Annotated in this window: 22 protein-coding genes and 1 riboswitch; of the genes, 16 read left to right on the top strand and 6 right to left on the bottom strand. The window is 50.9% G+C overall.

Annotated elements, in window-relative coordinates; all coding sequences use genetic code 11:
- Window positions 1-182: 182 nt before the first annotated feature.
- The 5 genes from bglX (at window position 183) to NA197_RS04015 (ending at window position 6,406) form a co-directional block, all read left to right on the top strand.
- Window positions 183-2,480: a beta-glucosidase BglX gene (gene bglX / locus NA197_RS04035; protein WP_000871544.1), complete on the top strand. Its 2,298-nt coding sequence runs from the start codon at window positions 183-185 to the stop codon at window positions 2,478-2,480.
- Between the two features lie 180 nt (window positions 2,481-2,660).
- Window positions 2,661-3,578 (top strand): glycine betaine ABC transporter substrate-binding protein OsmF, encoded by a 918-nt coding sequence (gene osmF, locus NA197_RS04030; protein ID WP_064042967.1) that lies wholly within the window; start codon window positions 2,661-2,663, stop codon window positions 3,576-3,578.
- Between the two features lie 3 nt (window positions 3,579-3,581).
- Window positions 3,582-4,751: an ABC transporter permease gene (locus tag NA197_RS04025; protein WP_064042966.1), complete on the top strand. Its 1,170-nt coding sequence runs from the start codon at window positions 3,582-3,584 to the stop codon at window positions 4,749-4,751.
- Window positions 4,744-5,691: an ABC transporter ATP-binding protein gene (locus NA197_RS04020; RefSeq protein WP_000569166.1), complete on the top strand. Its 948-nt coding sequence runs from the start codon at window positions 4,744-4,746 to the stop codon at window positions 5,689-5,691. Before NA197_RS04025 ends, NA197_RS04020 begins: the two co-directional genes overlap by 8 nt.
- Window positions 5,675-6,406, top strand: coding sequence for an ABC transporter permease (locus tag NA197_RS04015; protein WP_000824854.1), 732 nt, complete (start codon window positions 5,675-5,677; stop codon window positions 6,404-6,406). Before NA197_RS04020 ends, NA197_RS04015 begins: the two co-directional genes overlap by 17 nt.
- Here NA197_RS04015 and NA197_RS04010 read toward each other — a convergent pair.
- Together NA197_RS04010 and mlrA are read right to left on the bottom strand one after the other, a co-directional pair.
- The gene (locus NA197_RS04010) at window positions 6,387-6,494 is read right to left on the bottom strand and encodes a protein YohO (RefSeq protein WP_001261696.1); all 108 of its coding nucleotides are present in this window, start codon (window positions 6,492-6,494) and stop codon (window positions 6,387-6,389) included. The genes NA197_RS04015 and NA197_RS04010 overlap by 20 nt on opposite strands.
- A 59-nt stretch (window positions 6,495-6,553) precedes the next feature.
- Complete coding sequence (gene mlrA / locus NA197_RS04005; protein ID WP_001240418.1) at window positions 6,554-7,285, bottom strand: HTH-type transcriptional regulator MlrA; 732 nt, start codon at window positions 7,283-7,285, stop codon at window positions 6,554-6,556.
- Between the two features lie 222 nt (window positions 7,286-7,507).
- Between mlrA and NA197_RS04000 the strand changes: the two genes are divergently transcribed.
- From NA197_RS04000 to NA197_RS03990, 3 genes are read left to right on the top strand one after another with little or no spacing between them, the layout of a single operon-like run.
- On the top strand, window positions 7,508-9,193 hold the full coding sequence (locus NA197_RS04000) for a sensor histidine kinase (RefSeq protein ID WP_000272850.1): 1,686 nt from the start codon (window positions 7,508-7,510) through the stop codon (window positions 9,191-9,193).
- Window positions 9,190-9,909 (top strand): two-component system response regulator BtsR, encoded by a 720-nt coding sequence (btsR, locus tag NA197_RS03995; protein ID WP_000598637.1) that lies wholly within the window; start codon window positions 9,190-9,192, stop codon window positions 9,907-9,909. Before NA197_RS04000 ends, btsR begins: the two co-directional genes overlap by 4 nt.
- A 46-nt stretch (window positions 9,910-9,955) precedes the next feature.
- A complete protein-coding gene (locus NA197_RS03990; protein ID WP_064042965.1) occupies window positions 9,956-10,423 on the top strand; it encodes a DUF1456 family protein in 468 nt (155 codons plus the stop codon).
- 56 nt (window positions 10,424-10,479) lie between these two features.
- On the opposite strand, the gene NA197_RS03985 is transcribed toward NA197_RS03990, so the two are convergent.
- From NA197_RS03985 to metG, 3 genes are all read right to left on the bottom strand, one after another.
- A complete protein-coding gene (locus NA197_RS03985) occupies window positions 10,480-11,010 on the bottom strand; it encodes a YehR family lipoprotein (RefSeq protein ID WP_001197951.1) in 531 nt (176 codons plus the stop codon).
- 171 nt (window positions 11,011-11,181) lie between these two features.
- Entirely contained in the window at window positions 11,182-11,640 is a 459-nt protein-coding gene (locus NA197_RS03980; protein ID WP_000703137.1) for a YehR family lipoprotein, read from the bottom strand.
- Between the two features lie 240 nt (window positions 11,641-11,880).
- Window positions 11,881-13,914, bottom strand: a complete 2,034-nt coding sequence (gene metG, locus NA197_RS03975) for a methionine--tRNA ligase (RefSeq protein WP_064042964.1) — start codon at window positions 13,912-13,914, stop codon at window positions 11,881-11,883.
- A 164-nt stretch (window positions 13,915-14,078) separates the two neighbouring features.
- Between metG and apbC the strand changes: the two genes are divergently transcribed.
- The 6 genes from apbC (at window position 14,079) to NA197_RS03945 (ending at window position 20,796) form a co-directional block, all read left to right on the top strand.
- Window positions 14,079-15,188, top strand: a complete 1,110-nt coding sequence (apbC, locus tag NA197_RS03970) for an iron-sulfur cluster carrier protein ApbC (protein WP_001005424.1) — start codon at window positions 14,079-14,081, stop codon at window positions 15,186-15,188.
- Window positions 15,189-15,454: 266 nt separating this feature from the next.
- Window positions 15,455-15,736 carry a DUF2574 family protein gene (locus tag NA197_RS03965; RefSeq protein WP_001543027.1) on the top strand — a complete coding sequence of 94 codons (282 nt, stop codon included), beginning with the start codon at window positions 15,455-15,457 and terminating at the stop codon, window positions 15,734-15,736.
- Between the two features lie 278 nt (window positions 15,737-16,014).
- The gene (locus tag NA197_RS03960; RefSeq protein ID WP_000830494.1) at window positions 16,015-16,560 is read left to right on the top strand and encodes a fimbrial protein; all 546 of its coding nucleotides are present in this window, start codon (window positions 16,015-16,017) and stop codon (window positions 16,558-16,560) included.
- A gap of 46 nt (window positions 16,561-16,606) precedes the next feature.
- Window positions 16,607-17,287, top strand: a complete 681-nt coding sequence (locus tag NA197_RS03955) for a fimbria/pilus periplasmic chaperone (protein ID WP_000734580.1) — start codon at window positions 16,607-16,609, stop codon at window positions 17,285-17,287.
- A 12-nt stretch (window positions 17,288-17,299) separates the two neighbouring features.
- The gene (locus NA197_RS03950; protein WP_000945357.1) at window positions 17,300-19,780 is read left to right on the top strand and encodes a fimbrial biogenesis outer membrane usher protein; all 2,481 of its coding nucleotides are present in this window, start codon (window positions 17,300-17,302) and stop codon (window positions 19,778-19,780) included.
- A gap of 8 nt (window positions 19,781-19,788) precedes the next feature.
- Window positions 19,789-20,796 (top strand): fimbrial protein, encoded by a 1,008-nt coding sequence (locus NA197_RS03945; protein ID WP_023226719.1) that lies wholly within the window; start codon window positions 19,789-19,791, stop codon window positions 20,794-20,796.
- Between the two features lie 41 nt (window positions 20,797-20,837).
- On the opposite strand, the gene rcnB is transcribed toward NA197_RS03945, so the two are convergent.
- On the bottom strand, window positions 20,838-21,152 hold the full coding sequence (gene rcnB / locus NA197_RS03940; protein WP_000837534.1) for a Ni(II)/Co(II) efflux transporter accessory subunit RcnB: 315 nt from the start codon (window positions 21,150-21,152) through the stop codon (window positions 20,838-20,840).
- A 281-nt stretch (window positions 21,153-21,433) separates the two neighbouring features.
- Window positions 21,434-21,530, top strand: a riboswitch (TPP riboswitch).
- A 31-nt stretch (window positions 21,531-21,561) separates the two neighbouring features.
- Here rcnB and thiM point away from each other — a divergent pair.
- Window positions 21,562-22,359 (top strand): hydroxyethylthiazole kinase, encoded by a 798-nt coding sequence (thiM, locus tag NA197_RS03935; protein ID WP_001182158.1) that lies wholly within the window; start codon window positions 21,562-21,564, stop codon window positions 22,357-22,359.
- The gene (thiD, locus tag NA197_RS03930) at window positions 22,346-23,146 is read left to right on the top strand and encodes a bifunctional hydroxymethylpyrimidine kinase/phosphomethylpyrimidine kinase (protein WP_001188957.1); all 801 of its coding nucleotides are present in this window, start codon (window positions 22,346-22,348) and stop codon (window positions 23,144-23,146) included. Before thiM ends, thiD begins: the two co-directional genes overlap by 14 nt.
- Window positions 23,147-23,173 lie beyond the last annotated feature (27 nt).

Genomic DNA, 23,173 nt, shown 5'->3' with positions numbered 1-23,173 from the left:
TGTGTTGGTGGTATTCATTTGCCGCCTTGATACCATTTGCTGGCGGTTGCGTATTCGACTGTGCGGAAAATTAGGAGAATAACCTTCGCTTTCTTCTCCTCTCGCGTTTAGGCTTATGGCAAACTGCGGTTTTTATTCTGTTTTTACCGCCTCGTCGGGATAAAGATAAAGAGAGACTCAACATGAAATGGTTATGTTCAGTAGGTGTTGCTGTGAGTCTGGCGATGCAGCCAGCATTGGCGGAAAACCTGTTTGGCAATCACCCGCTGACGCCCGAAGCGCGCGACGCGTTCGTCACGGATTTACTCAAGAAAATGACTGTCGATGAAAAAATTGGTCAGTTACGTCTGATTAGCGTCGGCCCTGATAACCCGAAAGAAGCGATTCGCGAGATGATCAAAGACGGGCAGGTAGGGGCGATTTTCAATACCGTCACCCGCCAGGATATCCGTCAAATGCAGGATCAGGTGATGGCGTTGAGCCGCCTGAAAATTCCTCTCTTTTTTGCCTATGACGTGGTACACGGCCAGCGAACCGTCTTCCCGATAAGCCTCGGTCTGGCTTCTTCTTTTAATCTGGATGCGGTAAGAACCGTAGGACGCGTATCGGCGTATGAAGCGGCGGACGACGGTCTGAATATGACCTGGGCGCCGATGGTGGATGTCTCCCGCGATCCGCGTTGGGGACGCGCCTCCGAAGGCTTTGGCGAAGATACATATTTAACCTCCATCATGGGCGAAACCATGGTGAAAGCGATGCAGGGCAAAAGTCCGGCGGATCGCTATTCGGTGATGACCAGCGTGAAACATTTTGCCGCCTATGGCGCCGTTGAAGGCGGTAAAGAATACAACACCGTGGATATGAGTTCCCAGCGTCTGTTTAATGACTATATGCCGCCTTACAAAGCGGGGCTGGATGCGGGGAGCGGCGCGGTGATGGTGGCGCTGAACTCGCTGAACGGCACGCCTGCGACGTCAGATTCCTGGCTATTGAAAGATGTCCTGCGCGATGAGTGGGGCTTTAAGGGAATTACCGTTTCCGACCACGGCGCTATTAAAGAACTGATTAAACACGGTACCGCGGCCGACCCGGAAGATGCGGTGCGCGTGGCGCTAAAGGCAGGGGTGGATATGAGCATGGCGGATGAGTATTACAGCAAATATCTGCCGGGTCTGATTAAGTCGGGCAAAGTGACGATGGCGGAACTGGACGACGCGACGCGCCATGTGCTCAACGTAAAATATGACATGGGATTGTTTAACGACCCCTATAGCCATCTGGGGCCGAAAGAGAGCGACCCGGCGGACACCAATGCCGAAAGCCGCCTGCATCGTAAAGAGGCGCGGGAAGTGGCGCGGGAAAGTGTGGTATTGCTGAAAAACCGACTGGAAACGCTGCCGCTGAAAAAATCGGGCACCATTGCCGTTGTTGGGCCGCTGGCCGACAGTCAACGTGATGTCATGGGGAGCTGGTCTGCTGCTGGGGTCGCGAATCAGTCGGTGACGGTGCTGGCGGGTATTCAAAATGCCGTCGGCGACGGGGCGAAGATCCTCTATGCCAAAGGGGCGAATATCACTAACGATAAAGATATCGTCGATTTCTTAAACCTGTATGAAGAGGCGGTGAAAATCGATCCGCGCTCACCGCAGGCGATGATTGATGAGGCGGTGCAGGCGGCGAAACAGGCCGATGTGGTGGTCGCAGTGGTAGGCGAGTCGCAGGGGATGGCGCATGAAGCCTCCAGCCGTACCAATATCACCATTCCGCAGAGTCAGCGCGACTTAATCACCGCTCTGAAAGCCACCGGTAAGCCGCTGGTACTGGTATTAATGAACGGCAGACCGCTGGCGCTGGTAAAAGAAGATCAACAGGCCGATGCGATTCTGGAGACCTGGTTTGCCGGGACGGAAGGCGGCAACGCCATTGCCGATGTGCTGTTTGGCGATTACAACCCGTCAGGCAAACTGCCGATCTCCTTCCCGCGTTCGGTGGGACAAATTCCGGTCTATTACAGCCATCTCAATACGGGACGCCCGTATAATCCTGAAAAGCCAAACAAATACACCTCACGCTATTTTGACGAAGCGAATGGCCCGCTCTATCCGTTTGGTTACGGTCTGAGCTACACCACATTTACGGTGTCTGACGTCACGCTCTCCTCACCGACAATGCAACGCGACGGCAAAGTCACGGCCAGCGTAGAGGTCACGAACACCGGTAAACGCGAAGGGGCTACGGTCATCCAGATGTACTTACAGGATGTCACGGCGTCAATGAGCCGCCCGGTGAAGCAATTAAAAGGCTTTGAAAAAATCACCCTCAAGCCCGGCGAAAGTAAAACCGTGAGTTTCCCGATTGATATCGAGGCGTTGAAGTTCTGGAATCAGCAGATGAAATATGACGCGGAACCCGGCAAGTTCAACGTCTTTATCGGCGTGGATTCCGCTCGCGTTAAACAAGGATCGTTCGAGCTACTGTAAGCCTGCCGTCAACAGGGCGCGATAGCAGCGCCCTGTCTGGCAATGACTTTTCCTGTCCCCCCTTTTATTGCCTGCCACGTCACTTACACTGGCGGAAAATCCCAGGTTAAACGCAGACTTTTCAACTATGCTTTTTTCTCAAGTCTCTGAAAAAGGCCGTAAAAGGATGAGGAAAGCATCATGACGATCTCAAAGCTATGGGTAAGTTCGCTGGCGTTGCTGGCGACGGTGAGTTTACCTCTACAGGCGGCATCGCCCGTGACGGTCGGGTCAAAGATTGATACCGAAGGCGCACTGCTCGGCAACATAATTTTGCAGGTACTGGAAAGCCACGGCGTTAAAACGGTCAATAAAATTCAGCTCGGGACGACGCCAGTCGTTCGTGGCGCGATTACCGCCGGAGAGCTGGATATCTATCCGGAATACACCGGTAACGGGGCGTTCTTTTTTAAAGATGAAAACGATCCGGCATGGAAAAATGCAAAGCAAGGCTTTGAGAAAGTCAAAAAACTGGATGCGGAGCAGAATAAGCTGGTCTGGTTGACGCCTGCGCCGGCCAACAACACCTGGACCATCGCGGTACGCCAGGACATCGCGGAAAAAAATAAACTCTCCTCGCTTGCCGATCTCAGCCGTTATCTGAAAGAGGGCGGCACTTTTAAACTGGCGGCGTCTGCGGAATTTATCGAACGGGCGGATGCGCTGCCGGCATTTGAAAAAGCCTATGATTTTACCTTGAATCAGAACCAGCTCTTGTCGCTGGCGGGCGGCGATACGGCGGTCACGATCAAAGCCGCCGCGCAACAAACATCCGGCGTTAACGCCGCGATGGCGTATGGCACCGACGGCCCTGTCGCCGCGCTGGGTCTGCAAACTTTGAGCGACCCGAAAGGCGTCCAGCCTATCTATGCCCCCGCGCCGGTAGTGCGTGAATCGGTGTTACAGGCCTATCCGCAGATAGCCGACTGGCTACAGCCCGTTTTCGCCAGCCTTGATGAGAAAACGCTGCAACAGTTGAACGCCAGAATCGCCGTAGAAGGGCTGGATGCGAAAAAAGTCGCCGCAGATTACCTCCGACAAAAAGGGTGGGTGAAGTAATCTGTGAGTGATGCTGCCAAAAAAATCACGGTTAATCGTGTGCTGTTGCTGTTGGTTGTTCTGGCCCTGCTTGCTGTCGCGCTGCCTTTCATTAATTACGCCCCGAATCGTCTGGTGAGCGGCGAGGGGCGTCAGTTATGGGAGATCTGGCCGGCGACCATCTGGATGCTGACTGGCGCGGGAAGCGCGCTGTTTACGCTGTGCTTTGTACCCGGTAAACGCGGTAGCGTACTGACGCTGATGATGGCGCAGACGCTTTTTATTGTCATGCTGTGGGGAGTCGGCAGGGCGGCGACCCAGTTGGCGCAGGAGGGCAGTCCGCTGGCGCGTACCAGTCTGGGAAGTGGATTGTGGCTGGGCCTCGGTCTGATGCTGCTGGCCTGTAGCGATGCGATCCGCCGTATTACCACTGGGCCGCTGTGGCGCTGGTTGCTGCACGCGCAAATTGTCATTGTCCCGCTGGCGCTGCTGTTTTCAGGCACGTTCGACAACCTCTCGCTTCTGAAAGAGTATACCAACCGCCAGGATGTTTTCGATGCCGCGTTGGTGCAACATTTAATGTTACTGGCGGGCACGGTGCTGCCGGCGTTGGCGATCGGACTACCGTTGGGCGTCTGGTGTTATTTTTCCGCCTCGCGCCAGGGGCCGGTGTTTACCGTACTGAATGTGATCCAGACTATTCCTTCCGTCGCGCTGTTTGGCCTGCTGATCGCGCCGTTGGCCGGGCTGGTGAAACAGTTTCCGTGGCTTGCCGCATTCGGCGTCGCGGGAACCGGCATGACGCCTGCGCTGATAGCGCTGGTGCTTTATGCGTTATTGCCGCTGGTGCGCGGCGTGGTCGCCGGGCTCAATCAGGTGCCGCGTGATGTGCTGGAGAGCGCAAGAGCCATGGGAATGAGTAGCGGCCAGCGCTTCAGGCATGTGCAACTGCCGCTGGCGCTGCCGGTCTTTTTACGTAGCCTGCGGGTAGTAATGGTCCAGACAGTGGGAATGGCCGTCGTCGCCGCGCTGATTGGCGCGGGAGGTTTCGGCGCGCTGGTGTTTCAGGGGCTATTGAGCAGCGCCATTGATTTAGTCCTGTTGGGCGTCATTCCGGTGATTGCGCTGGCGGTAGTGATCGACGCGCTGTTTGATTTATGGATCGCGTTTTTGAAGGGAGCAACCGATGATTGAATTTAACCATGTCAGTAAAACCTTCGGCGATCAACAGGCTGTTAGCGACCTCAATTTGCACTTTAGCGAAGGCAGCTTTTCGGTGTTAATTGGCACCTCCGGCTCGGGAAAATCGACCACTCTGAAGATGATTAACCGGCTGGTAGAGCATGATAGCGGAACGATCCGTTTTGCCGGGGAAGAGATCCGCAGCCTGCCGGTGCTTGAACTGCGCCGTCGCATGGGCTATGCCATTCAGTCTATCGGTCTTTTTCCCCACTGGACGGTGGCGCAAAATATCGCCACCGTACCGCAACTACAAAAGTGGTCGCGCGCGCGGATTAACGATCGTATTGATGAACTGATGGCATTATTGGGTCTGGAAAGCGCGCTGCGCGATCGCTATCCGCATCAGCTTTCCGGCGGGCAACAGCAGCGGGTCGGCGTTGCGCGGGCGCTGGCTGCCGATCCGCAGGTATTGCTGATGGACGAGCCTTTCGGCGCGCTTGATCCGGTAACGCGCGGCGCATTGCAGCAGGAGATGACCCGCATTCATCAGCTACTGGGGCGCACCATCGTACTGGTGACGCACGACATCGACGAGGCGCTACGCCTCGCCGACCATCTGGTGCTGATGGACGGGGGCCACGTTATCCAACAGGGATCGCCGCTTTCTATGCTGACCTCGCCGGAAAATGATTTCGTGCAGGCATTTTTTGGCCGCAGCGAGCTGGGCGTAAGGCTGCTTTCGTTACGTAGCGTAGGCGATTATGTACGTCGGCATGAACAGCTCAGCGGCGACGCGCTGGTGGAAGAGATGACGCTACGCGATGCGCTATCGATGTTTGTCGCCCGCCGGTGCGACGTCCTGCCGGTGGCGAATCAGCAGGGCGAGCCCTGCGGTACGCTCCATTTCCGCGATCTGCTTTCGGAGACGTCCCCCCGTGAAACGACTGTGTGATCCGCTTCTCTGGCTTATTGTTCTGTTCTTGCTTCTGCTGTTTGGATTGCCTTATAGCCAGCCGTTCTTCGCCGCGCTGTTTCCCGATTTACCGCGCCCGGTCTACCAACAGGAGAGTTTTGCCGCCCTCGCGCTCGCCCATTTCTGGTTGGTGGGCATCTCAAGTTTGTTTGCCGTCGTGGTGGGCGTCGGCGCAGGGATTGCGGTCACGCGAGAAAGTGGGAAAGAGTTTCGTCCCCTGGTGGAGACTATCGCCGCCGTCGGGCAGACCTTTCCGCCGGTGGCGGTACTGGCGATCGCGGTACCCGTCATGGGTTTTGGTCAGCAACCGGCCATTATCGCCTTGATCCTGTATGGGGTGTTGCCCATCCTGCAGGCGACCCTGGCCGGGCTGGGCGCGGTGCCTGCCAGCGTGATGAGCGTTGCCAGCGGTATGGGAATGAGCCGTCGCCAACAGTTGTATCAGGTTGAGCTGCCGCTGGCCGCGCCGGTGATTCTGGCGGGCATCCGAACCTCGGTGATTATCAATATTGGTACGGCGACCATCGCTTCAACGGTGGGGGCCAGTACGTTAGGCACGCCGATCATTATCGGGCTTAGCGGCTTTAATACGGCCTATGTTATCCAGGGGGCGCTGCTGGTGGCGCTGGCGGCGATCATTATCGATCGCCTGTTTGAAAGGCTGACGCGCGCGCTTACCCGGCACGCAAAATAAAACTGTAACCTGCCAGCATCACGCCGCCGATACCGCCAATAGCCATCAGCAGGAAAAGGGCGATCACCCCGATTTTCGCTACGCGCATTATGTACTCCTTATGTTAATAAAAGGAGTATACATTAAAGCGAATTTGTTAGCTGCTGTTTAAACGCCAAGGGGATGAATGTCGCGTCCCTGGGCGCGCCATGCCAGGAGTTGCTGCTGCTGCGCCAGCGTCTGGTTTTCTCCGCACCATACCAGTAACGTCTTGCCGTCAAACAGTTCCGGGCGGAACTGGCTAAGCGAATGCGCCAACACGTCGATTCGCCATCCCTGTTGGCTGGCGACCCAACCTTCCAGCCACAGGCGGGTGGTATCATGGATATTCCAGCCGATCACCAACGCATCTTTTCCCTGTTTCTTACGCGCAGACGCCAGGCAGAGCGCAATATAGTTGATCAGGATACCGTCAAGAATGCCGAGCAGCGCCTGAAGGGCGGGTTGTTGGCACTGTAATCGTCGCCGCAGCGGGACGAACAGGTTAGTGGTCAATGTTTGGGCTGGATAATCCTGACCGCGTTCTTTGACCCATAACCGTAAACTGTGCAGATTACTGCTTTGCAGATAGTGCAGCAGGATCTCCTGCTGTTCGCGCCAGCCGTTAGGTTGTTCGCTACTGTCGCTACTGAGCAGCACTTTGACTTTGCTGACCTGGACGCCGTTATCTATCCAGCGCTTGATTTCGCGGATTCTGTCGATATCGGCATCGTTAAACAGACGATGACCGCCATCCGTTCGCTGTGGTTTTAAAAGTCCATAACGTCTCTGCCACGCGCGCAACGTGACAGGATTGATATCACAAAGCAAAGCCACTTCACCAATTGTGTAAAGCGCCATCGTTTCACCCTTGCTCGCGAGGTCCCGGTTTAACTTTAGACGCTCTTTTAGGAACCAGGAAGTTTTGCCTGTTTTTTATGCATTAAAACGCGAAGTAGCGGGTTGCGGCGCGGCGTTTAAGTGATCGTATTCACGAATTCATATTTTTATGCAACAGTTCAAAGAAAGTTAATCGTACTCAATGTATGTTACGCGCTTTTAATTGAAGTGTGGTTTGCGGGTATGTACGAGTTTAATCTGGTGTTGCTGCTGCTTCAGCAGATGTGCGTGTTTCTGGTCATTGCGTGGCTAATGAGTAAAACGCGCCTGTTCATCCCGCTTATGCAGGTCACGGTTCGTCTGCCGCACAAGCTTCTGTGTTACGTCACGTTTTCTATCTTCTGCATTATGGGCACTTATTTTGGGCTGCATATCGAAGATTCGATTGCCAATACCCGCGCGATTGGCGCGGTGATGGGCGGCCTACTCGGCGGGCCGGTCGTCGGCGGGCTGGTCGGTCTGACCGGTGGGTTACATCGGTATTCTATGGGCGGCATGACGGCGCTGAGCTGTATGATTTCCACCATCGTCGAAGGGCTGCTGGGCGGGTTGGTACACAGCGTTCTCATACGTCGCGGACGCCCGGACAAAGTGTTTAGCCCGCTGACGGCGGGAGCAATTACGTGTGTTGCCGAACTGGTGCAGATGCTGATCATTTTATTGATAGCCAGGCCGTTTGACGATGCCCTGCATCTGGTCAGTAATATTGCCGCGCCGATGATGGTGACGAATACCGTTGGCGCCGCGCTGTTCATGCGTATTTTGCTCGATAAGCGCGCCATGTTTGAAAAATATACCTCGGCATTTTCTGCTACCGCGCTGAAGGTCGCCGCGTCAACGGAGGGGATTCTGCGTCAGGGATTTAACGAAGTGAACAGTATGAAGGTGGCGCAGGTATTATATCAGGAGCTGGATATCGGCGCCGTCGCCATCACCGATCGCGAAAAACTGCTGGCTTTTACTGGTATTGGCGACGATCACCATCTACCGGGCAAACCCATTTCATCAGGTTATACGCTGAAAGCAATTGAAACTGGAGAGGTGGTTTATGCCGATGGCAACGAAGTGCCGTATCGCTGTTCGCTACACCCGCAGTGTAAACTCGGTTCGACGCTGGTGATTCCGCTGCGTGGCGAAAATCAGCGAGTCATGGGCACCATTAAATTGTACGAAGCGAAAAACCGACTGTTCAGCTCAATTAACCGCACCCTGGGAGAGGGTATTGCGCAGCTTTTATCCGCGCAGATCCTGGCCGGGCAGTATGAACGGCAGAAGGCGTTGCTGACGCAGTCAGAGATCAAGCTGTTGCACGCGCAGGTGAATCCGCATTTTCTGTTTAACGCGCTCAATACCATTAAAGCGGTGATTCGCCGCGACAGCGAACAGGCCAGCCAACTGGTGCAGTACTTGTCGACCTTTTTTCGCAAAAATTTAAAACGCCCGTCGGAAATCGTCACGCTGGCGGATGAAATTGAACACGTGAACGCTTATCTGCAAATTGAAAAAGCGCGTTTTCAGTCGCGTCTGCAGGTACAGCTTGATGTTCCATCGACGCTTTCACGTCAGAAATTGCCTGCGTTTACATTACAGCCGATTGTTGAGAACGCCATTAAACATGGCACGTCGCAACTGCTTGATACCGGCAACGTCGCTATTCGCGCCCGGCGCGAAGGGCAGCATTTGATGTTAGATATTGAAGATAATGCGGGACTGTATCAGCCTTCCGCCGGCAGTAGCGGGCTGGGGATGAGTCTGGTGGATAAACGTCTGCGCGAACACTTTGGCGATGATTATGGTATTAGCGTGGCCTGCGAGCCGGACTGTTTTACCCGAATTACATTACGACTTCCACTGGAGGAGGACGCATGATTAAAGTGCTGATTGTGGATGATGAGCCGTTAGCGCGGGAAAATCTGCGGATTTTGCTCCAGGGGCAGGATGACATTGAGATTGTGGGAGAGTGCGCGAACGCGGTAGAAGCGATTGGCGCGGTACATAAGTTGCGACCTGATGTGCTGTTTCTGGATATTCAGATGCCGCGTATCAGTGGACTGGAGATGGTAGGAATGCTTGACCCGGAACACCGCCCGTATATCGTTTTTTTAACCGCGTTTGACGAATACGCCATCAAAGCCTTTGAAGAACACGCTTTTGATTATCTGCTCAAGCCGATAGAGGAGAAACGGCTGGAAAAAACGTTACATCGTCTGCGTCAGGAGCGCAGTAAACAGGATGTTTCGTTGTTGCCGGAAAACCAGCAGGCGCTTAAATTCATTCCCTGTACCGGACACAGCCGGATCTATTTGTTGCAAATGGATGATGTCGCCTTTGTCAGTAGCCGTATGAGCGGCGTTTATGTGACCAGCAGTGAAGGGAAAGAGGGGTTTACCGAGCTGACGCTGCGCACGCTGGAAAGCCGGACACCGCTACTGCGTTGTCATCGTCAGTTTCTGGTGAATATGGCCCATTTGCAAGAAATTCGGCTGGAGGATAATGGGCAGGCAGAGCTGATTTTACGCAACGGCCTGACGGTGCCGGTAAGCCGTCGCTATCTGAAAAGTTTAAAAGAGGCGATTGGCCTGTAAAAGACTGTTAGAATATCGTTTTGCCATAGAAACGACCGAAGGCCTCATGCTGAGTAACGATATTCTGCGTAGCGTGCGCTACATTTTAAAAGCTAATAATACCGATCTGGCGCGTATCCTGACGCTGGGTAACGTTGATGCTACGCCGGAGCAGATTGCAATCTGGTTGCGCAAAGAAGAGGAAGAGGGGGTTCAGCGTTGCCCGGATATCGTGTTGTCCTCATTTCTCAATGGCCTCATTTATGAAAAACGCGGCAAAGATGAGGCGGCGCCTGCATTGACGGCGGAACGTCGTATCAACAACAATATTGTGCTGAAAAAGCTGCGTATTGCCTTTTCGCTAAAAACAGATGATATCCTGGCGATACTTACCGGTCAGTTGTTTCGTGTCTCGATGCCAGAGATCACCGCGATGATGCGCGCGCCGGACCATAAGAACTTCCGCGAATGCGGCGATCAGTTTATGCGTTATTTTCTGCGCGGTCTGGCGGCCCGTGAACACGCGGCGAAGTAATTCTGCGGTATTGTTCCCGGCAGCGTCCTGTCTGACCGGGAAAACGCATTATTATACTAATTGATTCTATGATATCCGCTCTCTTCCAACAGTTTCTGCGAGCGAATCATTGACAGATAGTACGCGGAACAGTTGTCAATTGATGATCCTGGCAATTTACAGAGGTCGCTTATTTTTGCCTGGGTAAAATCAATATCCACATATTCCGTAGCATAGCTATCATAATAGTCGATTCGTTCAGTCAAACCCGGCATACCCTGATAAGCTTCGCCGACTTGACTCAGCATTTTTTGTGCTTCTTCTTTATTATTGGCTTTCAGGGTCTTATAAAGTAGTTTATGTTCAGATATTTGACGTAAAACGATATCCCCTTTGTAGTAATAGGTTAACTTGATTTCAATACCGTTGAGATTACCTACATAGCGTTGTGTTTCCTCTGACTCTTTGCTAGCGGCTATCTTCTTGATAAACGCTGTCATGTTATTTTGCTTTCCCTGGAGAGTATCGTTTTTCTGATCGCAGCCAGTTATGCTAACCGATAGAGAGAGCGCGAATAGTGGCAGTGCCATAAGACGTAGAACCTGCATAACAATTCCTTGTCGTTAAGTATTGGTGTGGCCAGGAATTCAGGGATTATAGGCTTTGGCGAGGGGACTTACAGCGAGGCTGTCTTTTTTCGGAATTCATAAAGAAAAGACGCTGCCGAAGCAGCGCCCTGAGCGACTTTACCAGTCGATGCAATACATTATGCCTGCCAGTTATTTCGCTTCTTTAAAACCAGCAGCTTCCAGCAGCGTCTGGGTTTGTTTCATGCTGATACCTTTGCTGGTATCGCCGGACACCATCGTCCCTGAGATTTGCTGTAACGCTTTAAAGTCCACTTTTTCCATATCCACAGAGACGTTTTCCTGGGCATAGGTATCTTCATAGGTTAATTTTTCTTCCACTCCGGCGATATTTTTATATTTCGCGCTCAGCGGATCGAGAATTTTGGCGGCATCTTCTTTCGTTTTAGCGCCTACAGTGGCATAGCTGATTTTACTTTCAGACGTCTGCTTAATGATTTTGTCACCTTTATAGGTGTAAGTAATTGAAATTTCTGTCCCCGCCAGGTTTGCGTTAAAGGTCTTTGATTCTTCTTTATCGCCACAGCCAGCAAGAGAGAACACCAGTACGGAAGCCAAAGCCGCGGACAATAACTTGCCAGAAATTTTCATCTAAGACTCCATTTTATATAATGATTGGGTTTTTAAAATAATTTCAATGAATTAATTTAACCCAGTAATAGCAATGTATCAGGGAGAGATAGAATATGACTTTTAGCCGTTATTTAGCAGTCCGGATATGGAGTCTTAACGCTATTGCTTATTAAGGAAAAAGTTAAAACGCGCGGATGGGGCGATATGCTAGTCAGGATTAAGCGGTTAAAAAAGCCGGAGCATGCTCCGGCTTGTTGCTTATTTCACCTGTTGGCCAGGCTTCGCGCCGTCATCAGGGCTTAACAGGAAGATATCTTTCCCGCCAGGTCCTGCGGCCATCACCATTCCCTCGGAGACGCCAAAGCGCATTTTGCGCGGCGCGAGGTTGGCGACCATTACCGTCTGGCGGCCAATCAGCGCCTGCGGGTCCGGATAGGCGGAACGAATGCCGGAGAAGACGTTACGCTTCTCGCCGCCCAGATCCAGCGTCAGACGCAGCAATTTGTCAGAGCCTTCCACAAACTCGGCGTTTTCAATCAACGCCACGCGCAGATCGACTTTGGCGAAATCGTCAAAGGTGATGGTTTCCTGAATCGGGAAGTCGGCTAACGGGCCGGTAACCGGCGCGGCTGCGGCTTTCACCTCTTCTTTAGACGCTTCAACCAGCGCTTCAACTTGCTTCATGTCGATGCGATTGTAGAGCGCCTTAAAGGTGTTGACCTTGTGACCGAGCAGCGGCTGTTCGATGGCATCCCAGTTCAGTTCGCTGTTCAGGAAGGCTTCAACGCGTTCAGAAAGCGTCGGCAGTACCGGTTTCAGATACGTCATCAGCACGCGGAACAGGTTGATGCCCATCGAGCAAATGGCCTGCAGGTCCGCGTCGCGGCCTTCCTGTTTAGCCACCACCCACGGCGCTTGCTCGTCAACATAACGGTTAGCGACGTCGGCCAGCGCCATAATCTCACGGATAGCTTTGCCGAATTCACGGCTTTCCCATGCTTCGCCAATCACCGCAGCGGCGTCAGTAAAGGTTTTATACAATTGCGGATCGGCCAGTTCAGCCGCCAGCACGCCGTCGAAACGCTTATTGATAAAACCGGCGTTACGCGAGGCCAGGTTGACTACTTTATTGACGATATCGGCATTGACGCGCTGGACAAAGTCTTCCAGGTTCAGGTCGATGTCATCAATGCGTGAAGAAAGCTTCGCGGTGTAGTAGTAGCGCAGGCTGTCGGCGTCAAAGTGTTTCAGCCAGGTGCTGGCCTTAATAAAGGTGCCGCGAGACTTAGACATCTTCGCGCCGTTCACCGTCACGTAACCGTGAACGAACAGGTTGGTCGGCTTACGGAAGTGGCTGCCTTCCAGCATGGCAGGCCAGAACAGGCTGTGGAAATAGACGATGTCTTTGCCGATGAAGTGGTACAGCTCGGCGTCGGAGTCTTTTTTCCAGTACTCATCAAAACTGGTCGTGTCACCGCGCTTATCGCACAGATTTTTGAAGGAGCCCATATAGCCAATCGGCGCGTCCAGCCAGACGTAGAAATATTTGCCCGGCGCGTTCGGGATTTCGAAACCAAAATACGGCGCATCGCGGGAAATGTCCCACTGCTGGAGGCCGGATTCAAACCACTCCTGCATTTTGTTCGCCACCTGCTCCTGCAGCGCGCCGCTGCGGGTCCATGCCTGCAGCATTTCGCTGAATGACGGCAGATCAAAGAAAAAGTGCTCGGAGTCACGCATTACCGGCGTCGCGCCGGACACCACGGATTTCGGCTCAATAAGTTCGGTCGGGCTGTAAGTTGCGCCGCAGACTTCGCAGTTATCGCCGTACTGGTCCGCGGATTTACATTTCGGGCAGGTGCCTTTCACAAATCGGTCCGGCAGGAACATGCCTTTTTCCGGATCGTAGAGTTGAGAGATGGTGCGGTTCTTAATAAAACCGTTCTCTTTCAGGCGCGTATAAATCAGCTCGGACAGCTCGCGATTCTCGTCGCTGTGCGTTGAGTGGTAGTTGTCGTAGCTAATATTAAAACCGGCGAAATCGGTCTGGTGCTCCTGGCTCATTTCACCGATCATTTGCTCCGGTGTAATACCAAGCTGCTGCGCTTTCAGCATGATCGGCGTGCCATGAGCGTCATCGGCACAGATGAAGTTAACCTCATGGCCGCGCATTCGCTGGTAACGGACCCAGACATCAGCCTGGATGTGCTCCAGCATATGGCCGAGGTGGATAGAGCCGTTGGCGTACGGCAGCGCGCACGTTACCAGAATTTTCTTCGCGACTTGAGTCATAGTGGGTATTACTTCTTCTGTTGTAAAAAAGGGCTTTGATAGTACCAAAATGGTAATTACTGCGCCAATCGATAAGGGCATTTATCCGTAAATGAATAATTGTTACCGCTGGAGTAAACTACAAAGTTACAATCGTACTTTTCAGAACTACAAAAGGAGTCGGGATGAACGAACAATCCCAGGCCAAATCACCAGATACCCTGCGAGCGATGGTCGCCGGGACGCTGGCGAATTTTCAGCACCCAACCCTGAAGCATAACCTCACCACGCTTAAGGCGTTGCACCACGTCGCCTGGATGGATGATACGCTGCACGTTGAGCTGGTCATGCCGTTCGTCTGGAACAGCGCGTTTGAGGTCTTAAAAGAGCAATGCAGCGCCGATCTGTTACGTATTACAGGCGCAAAAGCGATCGACTGGAAACTGTCGTACAACATTGCGACGCTGAAACGCGTCAAAAATCAGCCTGGCATTAATGGCGTGAAAAACATCATTGCCGTGAGCTCCGGTAAAGGCGGGGTGGGTAAATCGTCCACGGCGGTAAACCTGGCGCTGGCGTTAGCGGCTGAAGGCGCAAAGGTCGGGGTTCTCGATGCCGATATTTACGGTCCGTCGATCCCAACCATGCTTGGCGCAGAAGATCAGCGCCCGACATCGCCAGACGGTACGCATATGGCGCCGATTATGTCTCACGGCCTGGCGACCAACTCGATCGGCTATCTGGTAACTGACGATAACGCAATGGTATGGCGCGGCCCAATGGCCAGTAAGGCGCTGATGCAGATGTTGCAGGAGACGCTGTGGCCGGATCTGGATTATCTGGTACTGGATATGCCGCCGGGAACCGGGGATATTCAGCTAACGCTGGCGCAGAACATTCCTGTTACCGGCGCGGTGGTGGTGACTACGCCGCAGGATATCGCGCTAATCGACGCCAAAAAAGGTATCGTGATGTTCGAGAAGGTGGAAGTGCCGGTGCTCGGCATTGTGGAAAATATGAGTATGCATATTTGTAGCAACTGCGGCCATCACGAACCGATCTTCGGCACGGGCGGCGCGCAGAAGCTGGCGGAAAAATACCATACTCAACTTCTGGGTCAGATGCCGCTGCATATTAGTCTGCGCGAAGATCTCGATCGTGGTACGCCGACGGTGGTTAGCCGTCCGGAGAGCGAATTTACCGCGATCTATCGCGAACTGGCCGATCGCGTTGCGGCACAGCTTTACTGGCAGGGTGAAGTGATTCCGGGAGAAATCGCCTTCCGCGCGGTGTAATTTCTGGTGTTAAATCTTATTCATCGCATCAATGATATATTGATGCGATGAATATATGGAATGGAAAAGCTGCGTAATATTGTTTATCCTGCCTGTATAATCCATGCCTTTTTCTGAATAATTCGCCTCAATGCATCATTTAAATTGATCAAACCTATCTCATTAATCTACCATTCCAATTGGTTTTAGCAGGGACGTTAATACATAATTCAACGGAAAAATGGCTTGTACGCTGTTTTCCACTTAAAACAGGAATAATGAACGCAATGAAGAAAAGTTTATTCTTGGGATTTATAACTCTGGCTTATGGAATGAGTTTACAGGCTTTGGCTTCTGATACGGCAACCTTAACCATTACCGGGAGGGTTGTTGAACCAACATGCAGTACTGATGTTGTGAATAATACGGTGCAGCAGCGATGTGGTCAGACTCTTCATCATACAGATATTAACAATGTTACCCCCACTCCTGCACAAGGCATTGTTACTGAAATTGTCGCTGTTCCTGGGGATTCCACACGACAGATAGTGTTAAATCGCTACGACTAAGAAAATATATTGTTTATTAAGCCTCTATCATTTAAATGAATGATAGAGGCTTTTTTATTTGCGGTACAAATAATTATTGTCAATTAATTACGCTAATTTATTAAATTTTAAAATAGTACTCACCTTCACTTATTTGCTACAACTATATTGATATTTGTAACTTGTTTTAAATCAATAAAACAACACGTTTACATTGCAGTAACGTTTTTGGTGTGCGAATTTAAATCCAAGAGTTAACCCTCTTAACAAATAGAAATTATTTTATTAAGGAAGATACTATGAAACGTTCAATTATTTCTGCTGCTGTACTGTCTGCTGTATTTATGAGTGCTGGGGCGTTTGCTGAAGATACCGGAACTTTAAACATTATTGGCACAGTAGTTGGAACATCATGCCAGTTTGTGTCAGGAAATAATTCAGAGGATGTGGTGTTAAGTCAGGTTGAAACTAATGTATTTGATACGATGAGTCCCGGTTCGGTTTATACACCAATCACGGAACAGACCACACATCTCAAAATTTACTGCCCAGGTATTGAAGAAGGAAAAAGTCTGAATATTACTGTCAAGGCACCAACTTTAGATGCTGAAGGTGTAATTGGAAATACGTTACCTGATGGTGCTAAAGGTGTCGGTTTTGCTTTGAAATATAAAAACAAAGCTGTTGATCATAGCTCAAATAATATCATCGTGGGAGCCACAGATTTTGACTCAGATAAGATCTATACGATTCCACTGGATGTTTATTATGCTAAGCAAGGTACTGACGCAGTAACGTCAGGGGATGTGAACGCTACCGTAACACTGCAAGCTGCATATAATTGATTTGTAGGCCGGCATAACCTGCCGGCCTTTTATAAGGTAGTTACCCATGAAAAAACTTCTTTTTTTTTCGCTGTTCTTCATTTCAACGGCAAATGCCGGTGTGGTTATTTACGGTACTCGCATTATCTATCCAGCAGAGAAAAATGAAGTACTGGTGCAGTTAATGAATCAGGGTGGGCGTTCTTCATTGGTTCAGTCGTGGATTGATGATGGAGATACATCGTTACCACCGGAAAAGATTAAGGTTCCATTTTTGCTAACACCTCCTGTTGCGAAGGTGGCTGGGGATTCAGGTCAGCAGATTAAAATTAAAAAAATGCCAAATATGCTACCAAATAATAAAGAAAGTTTGTTTTATCTCAACGTGCTGGATATTCCACCAAACAATCCAAATAGCACCGGTAAAAATGTATTGAAATTTGCAATGCAGAATCGCATCAAATTATTCTATCGGCCTAAAGGAATTGCCCCAGTTAATAGAGGTACTTTTCAGAAACTGTCCATGAAACGTACTGCTAGTAGTTATTCTATTCAGAATGATACAGCTAATTGGGTCACGATAATAGAAGTTAAAGTTAATGGTGTTAAAATAAATAACGAAAGTATTATGCTTGCACCGCTCTCCAGTGCAGATGTGGCATTAAAAAGTGCTAATGCCAATCAGTATAAAATGACCATTATTGACGATCACGGTAATTATATTAGCGATAACGTCAGCTTAAAATAACAGGAGCTGGTTATGTTAAGGATGACTCCGATTGCTTCGGCGGTATTACTGTTGCTACTCGGCATTGACGCCCATGCCGCAGAAGAAACGTTTGATACAAATTTTATGATGGGTGGAATGAAAGGTGAGCGGGTTTCTGATTTTCGCCTCGATGATAACCAACCCCTGCCAGGACAATATGATATTGACATCTACGTCAATAAGCAGTGGCGTGGTAAGTATGATATTACTGTTAAGGATAATCCGGATGACACCTGTTTATCCCGCGATGCATTAACGCGTCTGGGGATAAATATACAAGCGTTGGACAAGCAGAATGAATGCCCAACCTTGAAGCAGGCGGTACAAGGGGGCAGTTATGCCTGGAATATTGGCACGTTTCGTCTGGATCTTAGCGTTCCGCAGGCGTTTGTCGATGAACTTGAGCAAGGGTATGTTCCTCCGGAAAACTGGGATCGTGGCATTAATGCCTTCTATACCTCGTACTATGCCAGCCAGTATTACAGCGACTATAAGGATTCTGGCAACAGTAAAAGTACCTACGCGCGTTTCACCAGCGGGTTAAACCTGCTGGGCTGGCAGCTGCATTCCGATGCCAGCTATAACAAAACCGATGACAGCAGCGGGGAGTGGAAAAGCAACACCCTGTATTTGGAGCGCGGCATCCCACAAATTCTGGGCACTCTGCGTGCCGGGGATATGTATACCTCATCAGATATTTTTGATGCGGTGCGTTTTCGTGGCGTACGGCTGTATCGCGATATGCAGATGCTGCCGAACTCAAAACAGAATTTTACGCCGCTGGTGCAGGGGATTGCGCAAAGTAACGCGCTGGTCACCATCGAACAGAACGGTTTTGTGGTTTACCAGAAAGAGGTTCCGCCAGGCCCGTTCTCTATTGCGGATTTACAGTTGGCAGGCGGCGGTGCGGATCTTGATGTTAGCGTCAAAGAGGCTGACGGATCGGTAACAACCTATCTGGTGCCCTATGCTGCGGTGCCCAATATGTTGCAGCCGGGTGTTTCAAAATATGATTTTGCGGCAGGGCGTAGCCATATCGAAGGCGCCAGCAACCAGACCGATTTTGCGCAGATGAGCTACCAATACGGGCTGAATAATCTCTTAACGCTGTACGGCGGCACCATGCTGGCGGATAACTACAATGCATTTACGTTGGGTACTGGCTGGAATACGCGTATCGGCGCGATTTCCGTCGATATGACACAATCGCATAGCAAGCAAGACAATGGTGATGTGTTTGACGGGCAAAGTTACCAGATTGCCTATAACAAGTATTTGACGCAAACCGCCACCCGTTTTGGGCTTGCTGCCTATCGTTACTCGTCACGAGATTACCGAACGTTTAACGATCACGTTTGGGCCAATAACAAAGACAGCTATGATCGTGATGAAAATGATGTGTACGACATTGCGGATTATTATCAGAACGATTTTGGTCGTAAGAACAGTTTTTCGGCGAACGTCAGCCAATCTTTGCCGCAGGGCTGGGGCTCTGTATCTTTGAGCACGCTGTGGCGTGATTATTGGGGGCGTAGCGGTAACAGTAAAGATTATCAGCTGAGCTATTCCAATAGCTGGCAACGGATTAGCTATACCTTTTCCGCCAGCCAGACTTACGATGAAGATCATCACGAAGATAAGCGTTTTAACGTCTTCATCTCTATTCCGTTCGATTGGGGAGATGATATTAGCGCTCCGCGCAGGCATTTGTATGTGTCTAACTCAACGACCTTTGATGATGACGGTTTTGCGTCAAATAATACCGGGCTTTCCGGCACCGCAGGCAGTCGCGATCAGTTTAACTATGGGGTGAATCTCAGCCATCAACGGCAGGACAGCGAGACAACGGCTGGCGGGAATCTGACGTGGAATGCGCCGGTCGCCACGCTTAACGGTAGCTACAGTCAGTCTTCTAAATACACGCAAACTGGCGGCAGTATTTCAGGTGGCCTGGTAGCCTGGTCTGGTGGCGTGAATTTAGCCAACCGACTGTCGGAAACGTTTGCCGTGATGCATGCGCCGGGTCTGGAAGGGGCGTATGTGAACGGGCAGAAATACCGTACCACCAACCGTAATGGCGTGGTGGTCTATGATGGTTTAACGCCGTATCGTGAAAACCACTTGATGCTGGATGTCTCCAACACTAATAGTGAAACCGATCTGCAAGGGAATCGGCGTAATACAGCCCCATATCGGGGGGCAGTCGTTCTGGCGACGTTTGATACCGACCAACGTAAACCTTGGTATATCCGGGCGCAGCGTCCCGATGGTTCACCGCTGACCTTTGGTTACGAAGTAGAGGATATTCATGGACATAATATTGGCGTGGTAGGCCAGGGAAGCCAGCTCTTTATTCGCACCAATGAAGTACCGCCGGAAATAAATGTGGCGATTGATAAACAACAGGGACTTTCATGCTCAATCACTTTCGGCAAAACGATTGATGAAAGTAAAGTTTATATTTGTCGGTGAGGAATTTCATGAGATATTTATTGATGTTGTTTATGATTTTTATATCTTCAAATTTGCAAGCGTATTGTTATATTATAAATCCGGAATCTGCTAGTAATACAAAAATAGAGGATGTAATTGAAATTAAATTAGATAGCAGGAATGTTTTTGAAAAAGAAGTATCAATGGTATTTCCAGATTCTTTCTCTGGATTCCATTGTATGGGAGGGACTGCTGTAGAAAACCGCTTTAAGACAACGTATTCAAGTGGTAATGGGGAGACTGTAAGATATAAAATAAATGATGGTAGCGGACATAGGTTGTATGTTGATGTGACATTGTTTGTTGATGGTAGCCAAACAGGAAAACAAAAAGCCAATGAGACTTCTCAAGCCAGTAAACTAAACAATAACTTAAAATACAAGGTGTTGGCTAAGGTGGTGAAAGTGGAGGCAGATGATAATAGTATTGAAGCCAAATCTGCAGGTGAAGCTTTTTTGTTAGGAAATTATATCAAAGTTAAACCATTGGATTGTCATGGTGCAGTTATTTGTGCTCATGATAACACCAATCATGAATATAGTTTTAAAGTGCCGATAAAAATATTTTTTACTAAGACAACATGTTCTTTGTCTAATAATGAGATTACGTTGCCTCCTATTTCATTAAGTGATCTGTTGGCTGGTAATGCTCAGGTCGAATACTTTCCTGATGCACTGAAATTTACATGTGATGGAGGGCTGGGAATGACGACAAGTATTGTAAATTATCATTTTTCTGCCGTTTCAGCAACCAATGGAGATTATTTGGCAAATGAATTAACAAGCGCCGATAGTGCAAAAAATGTTGGGTTTAAAATTTTCCTTAATGATAACCTTATTCATGTAAACTCTGATGAGAAAAGGCAACTGTTAGGGTATAATAAAGAAATGACTGAAGCTTCAGAACTGAAGCTGGGTGTACAATACTATAAATATGGTAACGTCCAACCGGGCAATGTAAAAAGTAGTGTTTATATTATTACAAGTTATCAGTAATCAATGCTAAGCACACTCTCCTTAACGGAGAGTGTGCTTTTTTATCGATGATAAAAAATCTCGCCATCATAGGCTTTGATGATTTTTCCATCGGTATCGTTAATCAGTACATACGCGCCGCCCATATAGGTCCAGTGAGTACCGGCATCTGGCGCGGGCAGATTACGTAATTTCCACTGTTTAATATTATACTCATCGGTGCGGTACATCTGCGGAACGGTATCGCCGGGCTTGAAGTGGGTGAAGTCGGCGATAAAACTTTTTAACTCATATTGATCAATGCCCGTTGTCGCGGGGGCGGCCCATGCAAAACTGGTTGCAAGCAACAGCGCGCAAGGCAGCAACTTACTTTTCATACTTTTACCCTCCACATATGCGGGTCAGTTAACATCGTGTGTATCATTTCTGCTGGTGGCGTATCTGACAAGCGCTATTTTGTTATCTCACGCCCCTTTTCGTAAAAAGTGTAAACGAAAGCGTCGTGCAGCAACATATCCGCCAGCAAGTTTGCCAGAACCGAATAGGTTTTGAGAACTATCTGATAACGCTGAAATTATCGTCCGCGGCTGGCTGTAAATTTACATTGTCTGGCGCAGACAGTATGCTTAATAGCGAAACCCCGCTTAACACGGTGGGGCTTGACGACTCGGGGTGCCCTTCTTTGTGAAGGCTGAGAAATACCCGTACCACCTGATCTGGATAATGCCAGCGTAGGGAAGTCTGACACTGCTCGTGTCCCTTCTTCACGCGGGCAGGAGCTGAACCATGCAGCCTGACCTGCACTGCCGCACGCTTGCGGCGCATACGTTAAAACACTTTCGCGCGCTCTCCCCGCTTACGCACTGTATGACGAATGACGTCGTACAAACGTTTACCGCCAATACGTTGCTGGCGCTGGGCGCTTCACCCGCCATGGTGATTGATCCTGTCGAGGCCAGACCGTTTGCCGCCATCGCCAACGCCTTGCTGATTAATGTCGGAACATTAACTGCCTCACGCGCTGACGCGATGCGTGCGGCGGTAGAAAGCGCTTATGATGCCAAAACGCCGTGGACGCTTGATCCTGTCGCGGTGGGCGCGCTGGAATTTCGTCGGCGATTTTGCCTGGATCTCTTGTCCCTGCGCCCGGCGGCAATACGCGGCAACGCCTCGGAAATCCTGGCGTTATCCGGCATGGCGCTGGGCGGACGCGGCGTAGATACCACCGAGGCGGCGTTGGCCGCACTGCCTGCGGCGCAGGCGCTGGCGCGTCAGATAGACTGCATCGTTGTGGTTACCGGAGAGGTAGATTACGTCACTAACGGTCAGCGCACGCTGAGCATTCCCGGCGGCGATCCGTTAATGACTCGCATTGTAGGCACCGGCTGCGCGTTGTCGGCGGTCGTCGCCGCCAGTTGCGCGTTACCGGGCGCCGCGCTGGACAATGTCGCTTCGGCTTGCTGCTGGATGAAACTGGCTGGACAGGCCGCGGCAGAGCGTAGCGAAGGACCGGGCAGCTTCATCCCGGCTTTTCTTGATGCGCTCTATCATCTGGATGTGGAGGCGGCCAATGCAACGAATTAACGCGCTGACGATTGCCGGCACCGATCCCAGCGGCGGGGCCGGTATCCAGGCGGATCTCAAGACCTTTTCCGCGCTGGGCGCATATGGCTGTTCGGTCATCACCGCGCTGGTGGCGCAAAATACCTGTGGCGTACAGTCGGTGTACCGGATAGAGCCGGACTTTGTCGCCGCTCAACTTGATTCCGTGTTCAGCGATGTGCGCATTGATACCACAAAAATCGGCATGCTGGCGGAAACCGATATTGTCGAGGCCGTGGCGGAGCGACTACAGCGCCATCATGTACGTAATGTGGTGCTGGATACGGTGATGCTGGCGAAAAGCGGCGATCCGCTGCTCTCGCCCTCTGCGATAGAAACATTACGCGTCCGGCTGTTGCCGCAGGTATCGCTGATTACGCCTAATTTGCCGGAAGCCGCAGCATTACTGGATGCGCCCCATGCGCGTACGGAACAGGAGATGCTGGCGCAGGGGCGGGCGTTACTGGCGATGGGGTGTGAGGCGGTATTGATGAAAGGCGGGCATTTAGAGGATGCGCAAAGCCCGGACTGGCTCTTTACCCGCGAGGGCGAGCAGCGTTTTAGCGCGCCGCGTGTGAACACCAAAAATACGCATGGGACGGGCTGTACGCTGTCGGCGGCGCTGGCGGCGTTACGGCCCCGACATCGCAGTTGGGGAGAGACGGTAAACGAGGCGAAGGCATGGCTTTCGGCGGCGCTGGCGCAGGCGGACACGCTGGAAGTGGGGAAGGGCATTGGTCCGGTACATCATTTCCACGCGTGGTGGTAGTATACTGCCTACAGACCCGTCGTCAGG

Source organism: Salmonella sp. NW884 (assembly GCF_051700745.1).
Classification (GTDB): Bacteria; Pseudomonadota; Gammaproteobacteria; order Enterobacterales; family Enterobacteriaceae; genus Salmonella; species Salmonella enterica.
The sequence above is the reverse complement of the archived record's forward strand: the minus strand, read 5'-3'. Positions and strand labels throughout refer to the sequence as shown.